Genomic DNA, 18,772 nt, shown 5'->3' on the forward strand with positions numbered 1-18,772 from the left:
CGGAAGTCCGGCACCGGACCCCGCCCCTCTCGCGTACCCCTACGCCCGCCCGCTACTTCCAGGCCTCCGTGACCGCGCGCCGCGCGCCCTCCAGGTCCACCGCGCGGCCCGTGTCGCCGAGCGCCGCGCCCAGCGCCGCGAGCGAGGACTGCACGGCACCCGGAGTCGCGTCCACCCCGTAGTGGTTGACCCGGATCATCTCCTTGGCCAGCGCCCCGCCGCCCGCGATCAGCGGCAGCGACGGATCCGCGGAGAGGGCCTTCGCGACCAGCTCCGAGGCGTCCACGCCGGCCGGCGCGCGCAGCGTCGTCGCGACCGGGGCCGCGTCCTTCGCCTCGTACACGTACGGCTCCAGGCCGCCGCCCAGGGCCAGCGCGCCCGCCCGGGTCGCCGCCGCGGCCGAGGCGTGCCGGGCCATCAGCGCGTCCAGACCCTCCGCCTCGATCCGCTCCACACACGCTTCGAGGGCCAGCATCTCCAGCTGCGCCGGAGCGTGAAGCAGCGCCTTCCGGCCACCGTCGATCCACCGCTCCTTCCAGTCCAGGAGGGAGAGGTACGAGCGCCGCGGCGCCGCCGGGTTCGCGGCGAACCGCTCCCAGGCCCGCGCGCTCACCGAGACCGCCGAGACGCCCGCGGGGCCGCCCATCGCCTTCTGCGCGCCGATGATGCACATGTCCACGCCCCACGCGTCCGGCAGCACCGGCTCCGCACCGATCGACGCCACCGCGTCCAGGTAGAACAGTGCGCCGTGCGCCCGGACGACCTCGCCGATCTCCGCGACCGGGTTGGTGTTCCCGGTCGCCGCCTCCGCGTGCACGAGCGACACGAAGTCGATCTCCGGGTGCTCGACGAGTGCCCGCTCGACCTGCTCGGCCGTCACAGCCGTGTGGAAGGGCACCTCCAGGTCGACCACGGTCGCCCCGCAGTCCCGCAGCCAGTTGCCGAAGGTCTGCCCGTACGGACCGGTGACGACGTTCAGCGCGGTCGAACCGGCCCGCGCCCCGCTCCGGATGCACCCCTCCAGGGGGAGCAGCGCCTCGCCCTGGGTGATCACCACGTCCTGCTCCGTGGAGAGCAGCGCGGCCACCCGCCGCTCGATCGACGCGAAGTGCGCGGCGGTCAGCGGGGCCAGGTCCAGGAGCGGGTGTGTCACGGTCACGGCGGTGCCTTCTTCGACTCGGTGCGTGCGGGCGGAACTTCCGATCAGGGTACCGACGGACGGCCCCGCACCCCCTTGTCCCACCTGTACAAAAGGGATCTTCGTCCCGGTGCAACCGTCAAGGGACATCAGGTGTCCAACAGGACGACGGACCGGGCACGGGCCCCGTCCGGCGCACCCCCGCAGCCGCCCGGAACCCTCCGACTCCAGGAGACGCTCCATGCGCAAGCACCGTTCCGCCGCCGCCCTCGCCGCGGCGACGCTCCTCCTCGTCACCGGCGCGGGCATCGCCACCGCCCCCGCCGCCTGGGCCGGCGTGCCCGGCGGCACCCGCGCCGACGACCGCAACCACGACTTCGACGGCGACGGCTTCGACGACGTCCTCATCGGAGCCCCCGGCGCGACCGTCGGAGGCAAGCGGGGCGCCGGACTCGTCACCGTCCAGTACGGCTCGCCGAACGGCATCGACACCCGCGCCGCCACGATCGTCAGCCAGGACACCCGCGGGGTGCCCGGCGGCGCCGAGGCGGGCGACTCCTTCGGCGCCGCCGTCGCCACCGGCGACCTCGACGGCGACGGCTACGACGACGCCGTGATCGGCGCCCCCGGCGAGGACATCGGCACCCGCGCGGACGTCGGCGGCGTGATCGTCCTCTGGGGCTCCCCGCACGGACTCGTCGGCACCGACAGCCGCTGGCTCGACAGCCTCCTCGGCGCGGTCGCCGGGAACCGCTTCGGCTCCGCCCTCGGCGCCGCGCGGTTCACCGCCGAGACCTCCGGGGACCAGCTCATCGTCCTCGACCGCCGGGCCGCGGAGCGGCATCTCTTCGGCGCCGCGGCCCTGTCGGGCGAGCGGCGAGCCGCCACCGGCCCCCGCGCGCACAGCGCCGAGCCGCTGAACCGCGCCGCCCTCGCGGGGAGCGGCGGGCGCGCCGCCGCGGCGCCGCTCCGGGACCTCGTCGCCAAGTCCGTCACCACCGGCGACTACGACAGGAACGGCTACGCGGACCTGGTCATCGGCGGAGTCACCACCGGCGCCGAACCCGGCCACGGCTGGTCCTGGTACCTCGCCGGACGGAGCGATCACCTCACCCACCAGCGCGATCTGCGCGGCGGACCGGTCACCGCCTCCGGCGACATCGACGGCGACGGCTACGACGACCTCGTCACCGGCGAGCCGCACAGCCCCGACGACGGCGGCGAGTCCATGACCGGCGGCCTCGTCGGCGTCTACCGGGGCGGCCGGACCGGACTCGCCGGAGCCACCGGCGTCGGCACCCCGCCGCAGTGGTGGACCCAGAACTCCGCCGGTGTGCCGGGCGTCTCCGAGCGCGGCGACGGCTGGGGCGCCGACCTCTCTCTCGGGGACACCGACCGCGACGGCTGTGCCGACCTCGCGATCGGCGCCCCCGGCGAGGACGTCGGAACCGTCGCCGACGCGGGCATGGTCACCGTCCTGCGCGGCACCGCCCGGGGTCTGACCGGCACCGGCGCCGCCTCCTGGACGCAGGACTCGCCCTCCGTCCCGGGCGGTGTGGAGCGGGGCGACCGCTTCGGCGGCCAGGTCCGGCTCGTCGACCCCAACGCCGACGGCCGCTTCTCGCTGCTCGCGGCGGCCCCCGGCGAGAACACCTCGGACGGCCACGTCTGGGTCTTCCCCGCGCGTGCGGGAGGGCTCGGCGCGACCGGCTCGTGGAGCTTCGGCGTCGCCTCCTTCGGCGGGCCCTACCTGGACGCCCGCTACGGGAGCGCGATCGACGAGTGACCCCCCGATCGGGGGTCCCTGCCGCGCACCCGCCCTCGTACAGTGCAGCCATGAGCGATCACGCGGTGCTGCATGTGAAGGGGCGGGTGCTCGTCGGCCCTGAGGACGTACGGGACGAACTCTGGTGCGTCGACGGCCGGATCACCTACGACCGGCCCGCCGCCGAGGCGGTGACCGTCGAGGGCTGGGCCCTGCCCGGCCTGGTCGACGCCCACTGCCACGTCGGGCTCGACCGGCACGGCCCGGTCGACGACGCCACCAGCGAGAAGCAGGCCCTCACCGACCGGGACGCGGGCACGCTCCTGATCCGCGACGCGGGTTCGCCCTCCGACACCCGCTGGATCGACGAGCGCGAGGACCTCCCGAAGATCATCCGCGCGGGCCGGCACATCGCCCGCACCCGCCGCTACATCCGTAACTACGCCCACGAGATCGAGCCCGCCGACCTCGTCGCGTACGTCGGCCGCGAGGCCCGGCGCGGCGACGGCTGGGTCAAACTCGTCGGCGACTGGATCGACCGCGAGGCGGGCGACCTCACCGCCTGCTGGCCGCGCCCCGAGGTCGAGGCGGCCATCGCCGAGGCGCACCGGCTCGGCGCCCGCGTCACCGCGCACTGCTTCGCCGAGGACTCGCTCCGCGACCTGGTCGAGGCCGGGATCGACTGCATCGAGCACGCCACCGGCCTCACCGAGGACACGATCCCGCTCTTCGCCGAGCGGGGCGTCGCCATCGTCCCGACCCTGGTGAACATCGCGACCTTCCCGCACCTCGCCGACGGCGGCCAGGAGAAGTTCCCGCGCTGGTCGGCCCATATGCGCCGGCTGCACGAGCGGCGGTACGACACCGTCCGCGCCGCCTTCGACGCGGGCGTCCCCGTCTTCGTCGGCACCGACGCGGGCGGCTCCCTCGCCCACGGCCTCGTCGCCGAGGAGGTCGAGGAGCTGACGAAGGCCGGCATCCCGCCGGTCGACGCGCTCTCGGCCACCGCCTGGGGGGCCAGGGCCTGGCTCGGCCGCCCCTCCCTGGAGGAGGGCGCCCCCGCCGACCTCGTCGTCTACGGCGAGGACCCGCGCGCGGACGTCCGCGTGCTCGCGGCCCCGCGCCGGGTCGTCGTCAACGGCCGGGTGATCGGCTGACCACCCGGCCGGACACCGTAGGGCCTGTCCGGCGGATCAGGGCGCCGGGCACCCCCTAGCGGCTCAGGAAGGCGAGCCGGGCCCGCTTCTCCGGGATGAAGACCTCCGGCAGGTCCACCTCGGGCAGCACGACCTCCGGGCCCAGCTCGAATCCGGCTCGCGCCATGCGGGCGATCGCCTTCTCGTTGGCGGCGTCCGGCTCGACCACGATCCGGGTGCGGTCCCGCAGCGAGAAGGCGACGAGCGCGCCGATGAGTCCGGCCGTGAAGCCGGGCCGGGGGGTCGCGCTCGGCGCGATCAGGAAGTGGACGCCGATGTCCCCGGGCTCCACCTGGTAGCACTCGCTGACCCGGTCCGCCTCGGGGTCGTACGTCTGGAACAGCGCGACCGGCTCCCCGTCCAGGTCGACCAGGAAGCCGTGGTGGGTGGTGAGCGAGTCGAGGTGGGCGTAGATGTCCCTGACCTGCTCGACGGTGGTTCCGTTCATGCCCCAGAAGCGGGCCCGCTCCTCGGTGACCCAGCCGTGCAGGAGCGGGGCGTCGCGGTCGGGGTCGACGGGCCGGACGGTGACGGTCCCGAAGCCCTCGACGGTGTGGACGTAGGTGGCGGCGGTGGTGGTGGTCATCCCTGTTCCTTGGTGAGGTTCTGCCAGTCGGTGGTGACGGGGGCGAGTTCGCCGCGCAGCCAGAGGGGGAGCTGGTCGCTGTGGTGCGGGTCGCCGGGCACCCCGGACGCCCCGAACGGCACGATCCAGCCGCTCCGTTCGCGGTCGGCGAGGTCCCAGACGTAGCGGGCGGCGGAGGCGCGGGCGCTGCGGTCGGTCCAACCGGGCACGCTCGACGTGGACAGGACGCAGTCGTGGTCCCCGGCGAGCCCCGGCCACCGCGCGTCGTCCGCGTCGGGAAGCGCCTGCCAGGGCGCGAGGCGGTGCGTCACGCCCCAGGCGGCGGGCGGCTCACCGGCCCCGACCTCCTCAAGGGCCTCGCGCACGATCCGGTCGACGTCCCCGGCGGGCACGGGACCGGCCGTGAGCAGCGTCTCCAGGGCGAAGGCGACCCGGGGCCCGAGGGCCAGCCAGGGGCGGAACAGCTCCGGGTACGGGGCGGGTTCGCGCAGCGCAGCGAAGGCCTCGTGCCCGGCGAGCCGGCGCACCACGGCCCCGCGCACGGCGGCGTAGAGCCCGGCGTCGGTGCTCTCGGCTTCCATCCGCCGGTCCCAGCCGAGCAGCCGCCCGCGGACGGTGGAGGCGGCGGGAGAGAGACCGTCGGCCGCTCGTTCCACGGCCGTGAGGAGCCGGGCCGCCGAGGGGTTGTCGGTGTCCCGGTGGACGGCGGTCGTGGTCTCCGGGGTCCAGTCCGCCGAGGCGTCGAGGAGCTCGCCGATCCGGACCGCCCGGTGCGGCGGCGCGAACTCGATGCCGAGGGGTGCGGCGAGCCCCCGGGCGTTGGCCATGACGGCGTGCCCGCGGACCTCGGCGCGGGGGAGCGGCGCGGGCTCGGCCGCCCAGTCGTGGGCCCGGTCCCAGGCCGGCACGACGCGCAGGGAGTTGGCCCGGTCGCGTACGGGCACGTGCCCGGCGACCCGGTGCAGCAGCCCGCCGCGGGTGTCGGCGGCCTGGAGCACGTTCACCGGCTCCACCCACCCGTCGACGGCCGCGTCCACGTCCCCGACGGTCCGGGCGCGCAGCAGCGCGGGCAGCACCCCGAAGCCGAGCTCCCCGGTGACGCGCGGCGGATGCCGCAGACTGACGGCCTCCCAGACGCCGGCTTCGGTGTCCGGGGCGTCGGCGTCCGGGGCGTCGGCGTTCAGGGCATCTGAGCCCGAGGCGTCCGTGTCCGAGGTGTCGGAGTCCGGGGACCGCTGCCCGCCGCCTCCGTCGATGATCACCGGGCCGCGGTCCGTCTCGACCACCTCGATCACGACCGGCTGCCCGCCCGCGACCTCGATCTTCTCCGTGTGCGCGGCGGCCGGGGCCCAGCCCTCCGGGCCGAGCGCCTCCACGCCCCCGTCCGGCAGCCGTCGGAGCCGCTCCCGGTACAGGTCCTGGTAGTCGGCCATGGCGTTGGTGATCGCCCAGGCCACCGAGCCGGTGTGGCCGAAGTGGGCGAGCCCGGGGATGCCGGGCACGGCGAGGCCCACCACGTCGTACGCGGGACAGGCGAGCCGGATCTGCTGGTAGACGCCCGGCGCCTCGATGAACCGGTGCGGGTCGCCGGCCACCAGGGCCGCGCCGCTCGCGGTCCGCTCGCCGGACACCACCCAGCCGTTGGAGCCCGCGGTGCCGGGGCCGTCCGTCGCGAAGAGCTCCGTCCACTCCTCGCCGAGCCGCCGGGCGACCTCGTCCCGCCACAGCTTGGTGGGGAGGCCGGCGAAGAGGATGTGGGTGGAGAGCCAGACGGCCAGCGGGGTCCACGGCTCCCACCGCCCGGGCACGAGGCCGGTCTCCGCGAACTCGGGCGAGCGCGAGGCCCCGTCCGCCAGGCCGTCGTTGACCCCGTCCACGTACGCCCGGATCCACGCCGCCGTCGGTGCGTCGGAGGCTTCGAGCCGTTCGAAGCAGCGGCGGGCGGTGTCGGCGAGCCGGGCCCGACGGACGAAGGTGTCCCAGCCGAGTTCGGCGGCGCCGAGGAAGGCGGCCGTGGTGCCCTGGGCCCGGTGCCGCTCGACCTCCAGCTGCCAGGCGCGGTCGCGGGCGGTGACCCGCCCCTGGGCGAAGGCGAGTTCCTCCGGGTCCGCGGCGCGCAGATGAGGGACGCCCCAGGCGTCCCGGTAGACCTCGATGCTCACGGAGACCCCGATCTCGTCCGTATCTCTTCCGGTCTTCCCCGGAACCTTAGGTTAGGCTGACCTAAGTAAATCTACAGGACTCCAGGGGAGGAGATCACGGTGGGGCATGGCTGGCAGGGGGCGGTCCTCAAGCTGTTCCGAGGCAAGGACTTCACGTTCACGGTGACGGGGGCCGAGCAGGTCACCGACGACTACCGCAGGGTGGGCTTCACGGACGGAGGCCTGCTCGCCGCGGCCGGCGTCCATCCGACGATGTGGGTGCGCCTCTGGTTCGACGACGCGGGAAAGCCGCACCAGCGCGCCTACACCCTGGTCGACCCCGACCCGGCCGCCGGTACCTTCAGCCTCGAATTCGCCCTCCACGACGGCGTCGCCAGCCACTGGGCCCGCACCTGCGCCCCCGGCGACACCGTGGAGGCCACGCTCCAGGGCACCGGCTTCGAGGCGCCCGACCCGCTGCCCGCGCGCCTGCTCGTGGTCGGCGACCCGGCCTCCCTGCCCGCGGTCAACTCCCTGCTCGACGCGCTCCCCGGGGTCCCCGCCACCGTCTGGTTCGAGACGCAGCACGCCTCCGACGACGAGCTGCCGGTCCGGCTCGACCCCGCGCACCACGAGCTGCGCCGGGTCCCGCGCCAGGGCGGCGGCGCCGATCTCGTCGCCCGCGTGAAGGCCGAGCTGCCCGAACTCGCGGACGCCGCCTCGTACGTCTGGATCGCCTGCGACACGACGACGACCCGCACCCTCGCCGCGTACGCCCGCAAGGAGCTCGCCCTGCCCAAGGAGCGCGTCCACGCGCTCGGCTACTGGCGCGCGAGCTGACCTCGCTCCAGGGCGTCGGGTTGACGGTCCGTTACCTCGGGACGTAGCGGGTCGTTTTCCACTTTCACCCGAGACCTCTCGTCTGAGCCCGCACTTGTCCGCTCGTACGAAAGACGCGGGGCGTGCGGGAACGGTTGTATAGAGAAAAATCGAATATGAACGCGGAAACCCCCCTTTGGAGTGAACTCACGCCAGGCGACTGTCGGTTCACTCTCCGTGCGTAAAGATTCCGGTGTCTCAAGTCGCCGAGGCCGCGCCGACCCACCGTCCCCGTGGTGAGCGGCCGGCGACGCCATGTCTCTTGTGGGGGTTCCACATCTTGAACAGCAACACCTTCCGCACGCCCGTACGCCGCACCGCCGCCGCCGCGACCGTCGCCGCCCTGGCCGTCGGCCCCGTGCTCCTCGCGGCCCCGGCGCACGCCACGGGCGGCGAAGGGCGTGCCACCGCCGTCGTCCTGCGGGCCGGCCTCGACGTCTCCCTCCTCGGCAAGACGGTGGACGTGCCGGTGCGTACCTCCCTCAACGAGGTCGAGGCGCCCGAGACCGAGAACAAGACGGCGCTCACCGTGAAGGTGAAGGGGGCCGAGGGCGGAGAGCCGATCGACATCCTCGCCGCCGACGTCGCGACCTCCAAGGCCACCGTCGACGAGACGAAGGCCGAGGGGTACGTGAACCTGGTCAAGGCGCAGGTCCACGTCCCCGGCATTCCGCTGCTCTCCCTCATCGAGGTCGAGAAGGTCACCTCCAAGGCGCTGTGCGAGGTGGGGAAGGAGCCGGTCGCCGAGTCCAACGTCCTCGGGCACGTGATCGTCTTCGGCAAGAAGACCACCCTCTCCACCGGCGGACAGACGAAGGTGGCCGTGCCGGGCATCGGCCAGGTCACCCTGGACCTCTCGCGTACCTCCACGACCTCCCGCACGGCGGCCGCGACGGCCCTCGAGCTCAAGGTGGAGGTCGACCCGCTGAAGCTGGGCGTGGCCGAGGTCAACGGCACCGTGACGCTCGCCGAGGCCACCTGCGAGACGCCCGACGGTCCGGCCCCGACGGAGGAGCCCACCAAGGAGCCGACGAAGGAGCCCACGGAGAAGCCCACCGAGCAGCCCACGAAGGAGCCCGGCGAGCGGCCCTCCGAGCAGCCCACTGCCGAGCCGAGCAGCGACGGCGGCGTGAAGACCAACAACGGCGGCACCACGCCCACCGAGAACCTCGCCGAGACCGGCGGCAGCTCCTCCACCACGTACATCGCGGCGGGCGCGCTCGCCCTTCTGGTGGCCGGCGGCGGCGCGCTGGCGGTCACCCGCTCGCGTGCCCGCTCCCGCGGCTGACGGCCCGAGGGGGAGGCGCCGGGGGGCGCCGGAGGGGAAGCGGGAACCCTAGGGGAAACGGGGCTGCGGGGAGGGCGACGGTGACGACGTCGCCCTCCCCGCAGCCCTTCCCGCACCTCTGCCCGTACGCCGGGTACCTCTGCCCGTACGCCGGGCCTCAGCCGTTCAGCAGGAGCGCCTGGTCCAAGGCCTGGAGGAAACGGTTCGTCGTGGCCCGGTCCCGGACCGCGAGCCGCAGCCAGTTCCGGTCGAGACCCGGGAACGTGTCGCCCCGCCGGGCCGCGAATCCCAGGAGCCGCAGCCGGTCCCGTATCGCGTCCGCCCCGTCGATCCGCAGCAGGACGAAGGGGCCCTCCGCCCCGGCGACCGTCCGCACCTCGTCGAACTCCGCGAGACCGGCGAGCAGATGCGCCCGCTCCACACCGATCCGGTGCGCCGCGTGCTCGGCCTCCGCCAGCGCCATCCGCGACATGCAGGCCTCCGCCGCCACCAGCGCCGGCGTCGACACCGGCCACAGCGGCTGCGCCCGTTCGAGCAGGGCGACGGTCTCCGGGTCGGCGAGCACGTACCCGATCCGCAGGCCCGCGAGCCCCCAGGTCTTGGTGAGGCTGCGCAGCACCACGAGCCCGGGCACGTCGGTCCGCCCGGCCAGCGACTCCCGCTCGCCCGGCACCGCGTCCATGAACGCCTCGTCGACGACGAGCGTCCTGCCGGGCCGGGCCAGGGCGGCGATCGTGGCGGCGGGATGCAGGACGGAGGTCGGGTTCGTGGGGTTCCCGATCACCACCAGGTCCGCGTCCTCGGGCACCGCCGCCGGATCCAGCCGGAAACCGTCCTCCTCGCGGAGCAGCACCCGGCCCACCTCGTGCCCGGCGTCACGCAGCGCCGCCTCCGGCTCGGTGAACTGCGGGTGCACCACCACGGGCCGCCGCACCGGCAGCGCCCGCGCGAGGAGGACGAAGGCCTCCGCGGCGCCGGCGGTGAGCAGCACCCTGCCGGGCGGCAGATCGTGCCGCACGGCGACCGCGGCCCGCGCGGCTCTGCCGTCGGGATAGGCCGCGAGGCCGGTCAGTGAATCGGCGATTCTCTTGCGCAGCCAGTCCGGAGGAGTGTTCGTCCGGACGTTCACCGCGAGATCGATCAGCTTCTCGTCCCGGACCTCGGCGTCACCGTGGTGGCGCAGGTCGTGGGCGTCGGATTGCGTGTGCATGTCCATGGCCGCCGTCGTGTGGGGGGTGGGGATGGTGGGGGGTGAGCCAGGCTCGCGAGCGATGTACCCGTGAGTCAGGTGCAACAACCGTACGCCTGGGGCATGTTCGTGCGGACAAACCGGTATGCACGTGGCAATCGCGCACGTAACACTCCGCGATTTCCGCTTCGGCACGAGCAACACGGCCCGCACGCCATCAGCCCGCCCAGCGGCCCCGGTCGGCCTGCCGGCCCCCGCCCCCGCCGTGAGCAGCGCGGCGGCCTCCGCCACCGACGGCGTCCCCGTCGCTTCCCGCGGCAGCGCCGACGGATGCGGTACGGGGACGGCGGCCAGCTCGCCGGCCGGGAAACCCCGCACCGGCACCCCCAGCTCCGCGCCCGTGCCCGCGACCCCCGGCTCCGCGGCCCGCGCGTCCAGCGTGGCCAGCGACCGCACGGCCGCCCGCGTCAGCCCCGCCTCCCGCAGCACGGCGTCGACCAGCGCCAGCACGTCGTCCACCGGAACGCCCGGCCGGGCCCCGACACCGAGGTGCGCGCAGACCGCCGCATCCGGTAGCAAAGGCCCATGGCTGTGGTCGTCGCGCTCGGCGCGTTCCTCATGACGCTCTTCGGCGGGTGGGTCGCCGGGCGGGTCACCGACCGCCGCCACCTCGTCCTCGGCCTGGCCGGCGGGCTGATGCTCGGCGTCGTCGGACTCGACCTCCTGCCGGAGGCCCTGGAGGCCGCGGGGGAGCAGGTGTTCGGCGTCCCGGAGGCCCTGCTGCTCTTCGTCGGCGGCTTCCTCTTCGCCCACGTGGTGGAGCGCCTCCTCGCCGTCCGCCAGGCGGCACACGGGGTCGGGGCCGACGAGCGGGTCCCGCAGGTCGGCCTCACCGCGGCCGCCGCGATGGTCCTGCACAGCCTCATGGACGGCATCGCCCTCGGCGCCGCCTTCCAGGTCGGCGGAGGCATGGGCGCGACCGTCGCCCTCGCCGTCATCACCCACGACTTCGCCGACGGCTTCAACACGTACACGATCACGAGCCTCTACGGGAACGCCCGCCGCAGGGCCGTCGGGATGCTCGTCGCCGACGCGGTCGCCCCGATCCTCGGCGCCGCCTCCACCCTGCTGTTCACCCTTCCGGAGGAACTTCTCGGCGCCTATCTCGGCTTCTTCGGCGGCGCTCTGCTGTACCTCGCCGCCGCCGAGATCCTGCCCGAGGCCCACCATGAACACCCCGCCCGCTCGACCCTGCTCTGCACGGTCGGGGGCGTGGGCTTCATCTGGCTCGTGGTGGGCGTCTCCGGCGGCTGATCTCACGTGCAGTGCTCCACGAAGCGCGCGGCGGCCTCCGGCGACCCCGCCCAGTGCGTGTGCACGTAACTGGCGTGCACCCCGCCCTGCACGAAGCCCTCGACACGCCGCTCCGGCTGCCGCAGCCCCCAGGCGGCGAGCGCCCCGGCGCCCGGCTCGATCACGGTCCGGTGGAACTCGTGCCCCCGCATCCGCGCCCCGGCCGGGGCCAGCACGCTGTCGCTCACGGCGACGGCGTCCCGGTACCCGAGGGTGAGCCGCTCCGACATCCGCGCGTCCGCGTCGAGCACCCCGCACATGGGCCTGCCGTCGAGCGACCGCGCGAGGTAGAGCAGCCCGGCGCACTCGGCGGCGATCGGCGCCCCCGCCGCGGCGAGCTCGGCGACGGCCTTCCGCAGCGGCTCGTTCGCGGACAGCTCGGCCCCGTACATCTCGGGGAACCCGCCACCTATGACGAGCCCGGAGGTCCCCTCGGGCAGCGCCTCGTCCCGCAGCGGATCAAAGGTCACGACCTCGGCCCCGGCAGCGGTCAACAACTCGGCATGCTCGGCGTACGAGAACGTGAACGCGGCCCCTCCGGCGACGGCCACCCGCCGTGGTGGGCAGTCGTCCCGCAGGGCCGGGGGCACCTCCCAGGCGGAGTTCCGGGGGAGGGCGGGCACCACGGGACCACCGGCGTGCAGCCGCGCCCCGGCCCCAGGCACCCACGGCTCGGCGTCCAACGACGGCGCCGACCGCGCCAACGCCAACAATGCCTCCATGTCGCACCCGGCAAGCACCTGCTCCGCCTGCGCGGCCACCGCCTCCACGGCCGCAGCCTGCCGCTCGGCCACCGGCACAAGCCCCAGATGCCGCGACGGAGTCGCCACGGCGGGCGCCCGCCGCAGCACACCCAGCACGGGAACCCCCGACCCCCCGAGCGCCTCCCGCAACAAATGCTCGTGCCGATCGGTGGCGACCTTGTTGAGGATCACGCCCCCGATCCGCACCTCCGGGTCCCACGACGCGAAGCCGTGCACGAGCGCCGCCACCGACCGCGACTGCGAGGACGCGTCCACGACGAGCACCACCGGCGCCTTGAGCAGCTTCGCCACCTGAGCGGTGGACGCCAGCTCGCCCTGGTCGGCGGCCCCGTCGTACAGGCCCATGACCCCCTCGACGACGGCCAGGTCGCAGCCGCGCGCCCCGTGCAGGAAGAGCGGCGCGATCTGCCCCGTACCGCACATGTACGCGTCGAGGTTGCGGCCCGGGCGGCCGGTCGCGAGCGCGTGGTAGCCGGGGTCGATGTAGTCGGGCCCGACCTTGTGCGGGGAGACGGCGAGCCCACGGCCGGCGAACGCGGCCATCAGGCCGGTCGCGACCGTGGTCTTGCCCGCGCCCGAGGAGGGCGCGGCGATGACGAGACGTGCTACCACTCGATGCCCCGCTGGCCCTTCTGACCGGCGTCCATCGGGTGCTTGACCTTGGACATGTCGGTGACGAGATCGGCGAAGTCGAGGAGCTCCTGCGGTGCGTTGCGGCCGGTGATGACGACATGCTGGGTCCCCGGACGGTCGCGGAGGACCTCGACGACCTCCTTGACGTCGATCCAGCCCCAGTGCAGCAGGTAGGCGAACTCGTCGAGGACGTAGAACTTGTAGCGCTCGTCGGCGAGATCGCGCTTGACCTGCTCCCAGCCCTCGCGGGCCTTGTCCTCGTGCGACTGCTCGCCCTCGGCGACCTCGCGCTGGATCCAGGACCAGCCCTCGCCCATCTTGTTCCAGGTGACCGTGCCGCCCTTGCCGGTCTCGCCGAGCGCCTTGAGGGCGTTCTCCTCGCCGACCTTCCACTTGGCGGACTTGACGAACTGGAACACCCCGATCGGCCAGCCCTGGTTCCAGGCGCGCAGCGCCATGCCGAACGCGGCGGTCGACTTCCCCTTGCCGACGCCCGTGTGCACCATCACGAGTGCGCGGTTGCGGCGCTGACGGGTGGTGAGACCGTCGTCGGGCACGACGGTCGGCTGTCCCTGCGGCATTAAGCGGCCCTCCATGGTGTCTGCGTTGCCTGTCCTGCTGCCTGTACGTCCTTGACGAGGCCGGCGATCGAGTCGGCGCGCAGCTCGTCCAAGGTGACGGCGGTGCCGCCGAGTTCGCGTGCGAGGCTCCCGGCGAGCCCGAGCCGCACCGGCCCGGTCTCGCAGTCCACGACCACGCTCGCCGTGCCGTCGGCGGCGTGCAGCCGGGCCGCCCGGGCGGCCAGTGCCACCGGGTCGGCGCCGCCGCCGGTCGCCCGGCCGTCGGTCACGACGACGAGCAGCGGGCGGCGCGAGGGGTCCCGCAGCCGCTCGATCCGCAGGACGTCGTGGGCCTTGAGGAGCCCGGCCGACAGCGGCGTACGGCCACCCGTCGGAAGCTGTTCGAGACGAGAGGCCGCCGCGTCCACGGACGAGGTCGGCGGCAGCGCGAGGTCGGCGGTACGGCCCCGGAAGGTGACCAGACCGACCTTGTCGCGCCGCTGGTAGGCGTCGAGGAGCAGGGAGAGAACGGCCCCCTTCACGGCGCTCATCCGCTGACGGGCCGCCATCGAGCCGGAGGCGTCCACGGCGAAGAGCACGAGGTTCCCCTCGCGCCCCTCGCGGGTCGCCTGCCGCAGGTCGTCCCGCCGGACGACGAGCCCGGGACCGGTCCGCCCGCGCGCCCGCTGGTGCGGGGCAGCCGCCTGCACGGTCGCCGCGAGGTGCAGCTTGGTCAGCGCACCCCGGGGCCGGGTGGCCCCGGTGGTACGGCCGTGCTCGGTACGGGCCCGGGAACGGCGCCCGGCGGCGCCCTCGCCGAGTCCGGGCACGCTCAGCATCTTCGTACGGAAGGGCTCGGCGGCCTTGACGGCGCCGCGCTCACCGGCGCCGGAGCCCTGCGGGGCGGACGCGGGAGCCTCGGCGGGCGCGGGGGTGTCCCCGGACGCCGGGACGTCCTCGGGCGCGTCGCCCTGCGGCGGAATGCCCCCGCCGTCGGGACCGCCGCCGTCAGGACCGCCCCCGCCGGGACCGTCGTCACCGGGACCGCCGTCACCAGGGCCCTCCGGCTCCGGATCCTCGTCGTCCCCCTTGAACTGCTCCAGCGTCTCGTCGAGCTTGTCCTCGTCGAGACCGGGCGCGTCGAAGGGGTTGCGCCGGCGACGGTGGGGGAGGGCCAGGAGCGCGGCCTGCCGCACGTCCTCGGAGGTGACCTCCGTCCGCCCGGCCCAGGCGGCGAGGGCGGTCGCCGCCCGCGCCATGACGATGTCGGCGCGCATGCCGTCGACCTCGAACGCGGCGCAGGTAGCGGCGATCTGGAGCAGCGCGGCGTCCCCGAGGGCCACCTTCGGCAGCAGCGTGCGGGCGGCGACGATCCGGTCCCGCAGCGCGGTCTCCTCGTCCGCCCAGCGCGCGGCGAACGCGGCCGGGTCGTCCTCGAAGGCGAGCCGCCGCCGGACGACCTCCACCCGCAGCTCGGGCACGCGGGAGGCGGCGACCTCGACGGTCAGCCCGAAGCGGTCGAGCAACTGCGGCCGCAGCTCACCCTCTTCGGGGTTCATGGTCCCGACGAGCAGGAAGCGGGCGGCATGGCGCACGGAGACGCCTTCGCGCTCGACGTGGGAGGCGCCCATGGCGGCGGCGTCGAGGAGGTGGTCGATCAGGTGATCGCTCAGCAGGTTGACCTCGTCGACGTACAGGATGCCCCGGTGCGCCGCGGCGAGGAGCCCCGGCTCGAAGGCCTTCACGCCCTCGGCGAGCGCCTTCTCGATGTCGAGCGCGCCGACGAGCCGGTCCTCGGAGGCGCCGACGGGCAGCTCGACCATCCGCGCGGCCCGTTCGGCCCCGTGGGGGGCGTCGTGGGGCCCGTCAGGACAGCCCGTGTCAGGAGCCGACGGGTCGCAGCTGAACCGGCAGCCGGCCACGACCGGTACGACCGGCAGCAGATCGGCGAGTGCCCGGACGGCGGTGGACTTGGCGGTCCCCTTCTCACCCCGGACGAGCACACCGCCCACGGCCGGACTCACCGCGTTCAGCAGCAGCGCGAGCCGCAGATCGTCCATGCCGACGACGGCGGTGAACGGATACCGGGTGCTCATCGAGTCTTCCTTCCATCAAGCCCGCGTCGTTCGCCGGCAGCCGCCGACGGCGGGTGACCACCCACAGGGGCCACCCGCACCTTCTTCGTCGAGCCGCACGGGTGGTGCGGGTGCGAACCCGAGCCCGGCCGGAGGCCGGGCGCAGTCCCCGCGCGGCTCCGCCGCGCGCTCACGGCGCACCCGGCGGCACGAACGGCAGCCCCGCCGGGGCCCCCTCCTCGATCAGCCGCAGCAGCGCGTCCGTGTCCGCGTGCTCCTCGATCAGGTCGCCGAGCCGGTCCAGCTGCTCCTCCCGCAGCGTGCCGAAAGACGTGTCCGGGGCCGGCACGAACCGCCGCCCCGCCGCCGCCGCGACCTCCCGCAGGAACGCCCGCCGGAAGCCGTCGCTCTCCAGCGAGCCGTGCCAGTGCGTACCCCACACGGAGCCGACCCGGCACCCGTCGAGGAACGGCTCGCCACCGAGCACGTCCGCGACACCGTGGTGGATCTCGTACCCCTCGACCCGCTCCCCGAGCGCCTCGCCCACCGGCCGCGCCAGGGTCTTCTCGCGCGCGAACCGCACCCGTACGGGCAGCAGCCCGAGCCCGTCGACGGCCCCGGCCTTCGACTCGACCTCGTCCTCGATGTGCTCACCGAGCGCCTGGAAGCCGCCGCAGATCCCGAGCACCGGCCGCCCCTCGGCCGCGCGCCGGACCAGCTCACCGGCCAGCCCCCGCTCCCGCAGCCACGCGAGCGCCTTCACGGTCCCCCGGGTCCCGGGCACGACGACCAGGTCCGCGTCGACGAGCTCCTCGGGCCGGTCCACGAACCGCACCACCACGCCCGGCTCGGCGGCCAGCGCGTCGACGTCCGTGAAGTTCGACATGAGCGGTACGGCGCACACGGCGACCCGCAGCACGTCCGCGCCGACCGGCGGCGCGACGACGGACTCGCGGACGGTGCCCCGCAGCGAGACACGGAGCCCGTCCTCCTCGTCGATGCCGAGCCCGTGCGCGTACGGCAGGACACCGAAGGTCCGCCGCCCGGTCAGCCCGTGCAGCATGTCGAGCCCCGGCTCAAGGAGGGTCACGTCACCGCGGAACTTGTTCACGAGGTATCCCGCGACGAGCTGCTGGTCCTCGGGGGAGAGCAGCGCCGTGGTCCCGAAGAACTGGGCGAAGACCCCGCCCCGGTCGATGTCGCCGACCACGACGACGGGCAGCCGCGCGGCCCGCGCGATGCCCATGTTCACGATGTCCGTGCGCCGCAGATTGATCTCGGCCGGACTGCCCGCCCCCTCGCAGATCACGGCGTCGTACATGCCCCGGAGTTCCTCCAGGCACGCCATCACCGGCTCGAAGAGTTCCTTCTGCCGCCCGCCGTGGTAGCCACGGGCGCTCAGCTCGCCCACCGGCTTGCCCATCAGGACGACCTGGCTGGAGCGGTCGCTGCCCGGCTTGAGCAGCACCGGGTTCATCAGCGCGGTCGGCTCGACGCGGGCGGCCTGCGCCTGCATGGCCTGGGCCCGCCCGATCTCGGCGCCCTCGCGGGTCACGAAGGAGTTCAGGGACATGTTCTGCCCCTTGAACGGCGCCACCTTCAGGCCCTTGCGGACCAGCCAGCGGCAGATGCCGGCCGTCACGACGCTCTTGCCGGCGTCGGACGTGGTCCCGGCGACAAGGAGACCCCCACCCCTCATGCGTTCCTCCGCTTCACGGCACCGATGATCATGCGGCCGCCGACACAGGCGGCCAGGGTCAGTGCGGTCACCCGGCGCGAGAGCCGGACCGCCCGGTCGATGTCGGCGACCTCGACGGGCCGCCCTTCTCCGTTGAGCACGGGCCGGTGCTCGACCCGCCCGCCGTACGAGAGCGTCCCCCCGAGCCGTACGCCGAGGGCGCCCGCGAAGGAGGCCTCGACGGGGCCCGCGTTGGGGCTCGGGTGCTTCGCCGCGTCCGCCCGCCAGGCCCGTACGGCTCCCCGCGGGTTCCCTCCGGCGAGCGTCGCCGCGGCGGCCGTCAGCCGGGCCCCGGGCCAGCCGGCCACGTCGTCGAGGCGGGCCGAGGCCCAGCCGAAGCGCCGGTGGCGCGGCGACTTGTGGCCGACCATCGCGTCGAGGGTGTTGACGGCGCGGAAGGCGAGGAGGCCCGGCACGCCCGCGACCGCGCCCCAGAAGAGGGCGCCGACCACGGCGTCGGAGGTGTTCTCGGCGACGGACTCGACGACCGCGCGGGCCATCGCGGGACCGTCCAGGGACTGCGGGTCGCGCCCGCACAGGTGCGGCAGCCGCTCCCGGGCGACCTCCAGGTCCCCGACGGCGAGGGCCCCGCCGATCGCGCGGGCCTCCCGCCCCAGCGTCGTACCGCCGACGACGGCCCAGACGGAGGCGGCGGTCAGCGCGACGGCGGCGGCGGGCCGGTCCCGGACGGCCCGGGCGGCGAGGGCGCCGAGGGCGGCGGTGGAGCCGGCGCAGACGGCGGTGTGCAGGGCACCCCAGCCGCGGTGGTCGTGGTGGAGGCGCTGTTCGACCGCGGCGGCGGCCCGGCCGAAGGCGGCGACGGGGTGTCCGCGGCGGGGATCGCCGACGAGCTGGTCGACGGCGAGCCCGAGGGCGGCGCCGTACGCGAATCCGCCCGGGGAGAGGCGGCTGGCTCTGATGCGGCCGGGCATGGGCGCATGTCCTCACTCAGGGTCCGCGCCCTGGATCGACGTGACCGGCGGCGAGAGTTCCTGACTCCCGGACCTCTCGGATCCGGTCACAGTGGCGGGACCGCGCCGGATTCGCACCGGACTTCCTCTGCTGCCGCCGTAATGGCCTCGGCAGTCCACCACGGCCCGCGAACACCCGTCAACTCACCCTTGACCTGCGACAGGTCACTGTGCGAAGCACCACAGACACGGACCACGGGACGGCCGCGGCCGGGCGGTCCGCACCCGAAGGTGCGGACCGCCCGGCCGCGGTGAGAAGAGGGGACCGTCAGGCGACGATCAGGTAGATGCCGTACGCCACGGCCGCCGCGCACAGCGCGAAGCAGGCGTAGGCGCCGGTGCGGGCCATCAGGGCCGAACCGCCCTGGGCCGCGGCCTGCTCCTGCCTGGAGAGGCCGATGATGCCGAGGGTGAAGAGGCCCACGAGGGCGACGGTCGCCACGAGGCTGACCCCGAAGACGGAGCCGAGAGCTGCCCAGTCGATCTTCATGTCGTT

Annotated in this window: 15 protein-coding genes and 1 riboswitch; of the genes, 5 read left to right on the forward strand and 10 right to left on the reverse strand. The window is 74.5% G+C overall.

What is annotated here, in order from left to right; all coding sequences use genetic code 11:
- Positions 1-52: 52 nt before the first annotated feature.
- The gene (locus tag DEJ46_RS30485) at positions 53-1,153 is read right to left on the reverse strand and encodes a pyridoxal-phosphate-dependent aminotransferase family protein (RefSeq protein WP_150274900.1); all 1,101 of its coding nucleotides are present in this window, start codon (positions 1,151-1,153) and stop codon (positions 53-55) included.
- Between the two features lie 226 nt (positions 1,154-1,379).
- Here DEJ46_RS30485 and DEJ46_RS30490 point away from each other — a divergent pair, with 226 nt between their 5' ends.
- A complete protein-coding gene (locus DEJ46_RS30490; protein ID WP_150271515.1) occupies positions 1,380-2,924 on the forward strand; it encodes an FG-GAP repeat protein in 1,545 nt (514 codons plus the stop codon).
- Between the two features lie 50 nt (positions 2,925-2,974).
- Entirely contained in the window at positions 2,975-4,060 is a 1,086-nt protein-coding gene (locus DEJ46_RS30495; RefSeq protein ID WP_150271517.1) for an amidohydrolase family protein, read from the forward strand.
- Positions 4,061-4,115: 55 nt separating this feature from the next.
- Here the strand turns inward: DEJ46_RS30495 and DEJ46_RS30500 are convergent, their stop codons facing one another.
- Positions 4,116-4,685 (reverse strand): GNAT family N-acetyltransferase, encoded by a 570-nt coding sequence (locus tag DEJ46_RS30500; protein WP_150271519.1) that lies wholly within the window; start codon positions 4,683-4,685, stop codon positions 4,116-4,118.
- Positions 4,682-6,847: a penicillin acylase family protein gene (locus DEJ46_RS30505; protein WP_150271520.1), complete on the reverse strand. Its 2,166-nt coding sequence runs from the start codon at positions 6,845-6,847 to the stop codon at positions 4,682-4,684. Before DEJ46_RS30505 ends, DEJ46_RS30500 begins: the two co-directional genes overlap by 4 nt.
- Before the next feature lie 99 nt (positions 6,848-6,946).
- Between DEJ46_RS30505 and DEJ46_RS30510 the strand changes: the two genes are divergently transcribed.
- Together DEJ46_RS30510 and DEJ46_RS30515 are read left to right on the forward strand one after the other, a co-directional pair.
- Positions 6,947-7,666: a siderophore-interacting protein gene (locus tag DEJ46_RS30510; protein ID WP_150271522.1), complete on the forward strand. Its 720-nt coding sequence runs from the start codon at positions 6,947-6,949 to the stop codon at positions 7,664-7,666.
- 319 nt (positions 7,667-7,985) lie between these two features.
- Positions 7,986-8,993, forward strand: coding sequence for an SCO1860 family LAETG-anchored protein (locus tag DEJ46_RS30515; protein ID WP_150271524.1), 1,008 nt, complete (start codon positions 7,986-7,988; stop codon positions 8,991-8,993).
- A gap of 157 nt (positions 8,994-9,150) precedes the next feature.
- Here the strand turns inward: DEJ46_RS30515 and cobC are convergent, their stop codons facing one another.
- The gene (gene cobC, locus DEJ46_RS30520) at positions 9,151-10,761 is read right to left on the reverse strand and encodes an Rv2231c family pyridoxal phosphate-dependent protein CobC (protein WP_150271526.1); all 1,611 of its coding nucleotides are present in this window, start codon (positions 10,759-10,761) and stop codon (positions 9,151-9,153) included.
- Positions 10,762-10,767: 6 nt separating this feature from the next.
- Here cobC and DEJ46_RS30525 point away from each other — a divergent pair, with 6 nt between their 5' ends.
- Positions 10,768-11,496, forward strand: coding sequence for a ZIP family metal transporter (locus DEJ46_RS30525; RefSeq protein WP_150271527.1), 729 nt, complete (start codon positions 10,768-10,770; stop codon positions 11,494-11,496).
- 2 nt (positions 11,497-11,498) lie between these two features.
- Here DEJ46_RS30525 and DEJ46_RS30530 read toward each other — a convergent pair whose 3' ends face one another.
- The 6 genes from DEJ46_RS30530 to DEJ46_RS30555 form a co-directional block, all read right to left on the reverse strand.
- Entirely contained in the window at positions 11,499-12,911 is a 1,413-nt protein-coding gene (locus DEJ46_RS30530) for a cobyrinate a,c-diamide synthase (protein ID WP_150271529.1), read from the reverse strand.
- The gene (cobO, locus tag DEJ46_RS30535; protein WP_150271531.1) at positions 12,905-13,513 is read right to left on the reverse strand and encodes a cob(I)yrinic acid a,c-diamide adenosyltransferase; all 609 of its coding nucleotides are present in this window, start codon (positions 13,511-13,513) and stop codon (positions 12,905-12,907) included. The genes DEJ46_RS30530 and cobO overlap by 7 nt, the downstream gene beginning before the upstream one ends.
- Positions 13,513-15,588, reverse strand: a complete 2,076-nt coding sequence (locus tag DEJ46_RS30540) for a putative cobaltochelatase (protein ID WP_150271533.1) — start codon at positions 15,586-15,588, stop codon at positions 13,513-13,515. Before DEJ46_RS30540 ends, cobO begins: the two co-directional genes overlap by 1 nt.
- A 169-nt stretch (positions 15,589-15,757) precedes the next feature.
- A complete protein-coding gene (locus DEJ46_RS30545) occupies positions 15,758-17,266 on the reverse strand; it encodes a cobyric acid synthase (RefSeq protein ID WP_150271534.1) in 1,509 nt (502 codons plus the stop codon).
- On the reverse strand, positions 17,263-18,237 hold the full coding sequence (locus tag DEJ46_RS30550; protein ID WP_190622971.1) for a cobalamin biosynthesis protein: 975 nt from the start codon (positions 18,235-18,237) through the stop codon (positions 17,263-17,265). The genes DEJ46_RS30545 and DEJ46_RS30550 overlap by 4 nt, the downstream gene beginning before the upstream one ends.
- A 34-nt stretch (positions 18,238-18,271) precedes the next feature.
- A riboswitch (cobalamin riboswitch) is annotated at positions 18,272-18,404 on the reverse strand.
- A 140-nt stretch (positions 18,405-18,544) separates the two neighbouring features.
- The gene (locus DEJ46_RS30555) at positions 18,545-18,766 is read right to left on the reverse strand and encodes a hypothetical protein (RefSeq protein ID WP_150271536.1); all 222 of its coding nucleotides are present in this window, start codon (positions 18,764-18,766) and stop codon (positions 18,545-18,547) included.
- Positions 18,767-18,772 lie beyond the last annotated feature (6 nt).

The organism is Streptomyces venezuelae (assembly GCF_008642375.1).
Taxonomy (GTDB): domain Bacteria; phylum Actinomycetota; class Actinomycetes; order Streptomycetales; family Streptomycetaceae; genus Streptomyces; species Streptomyces venezuelae_G.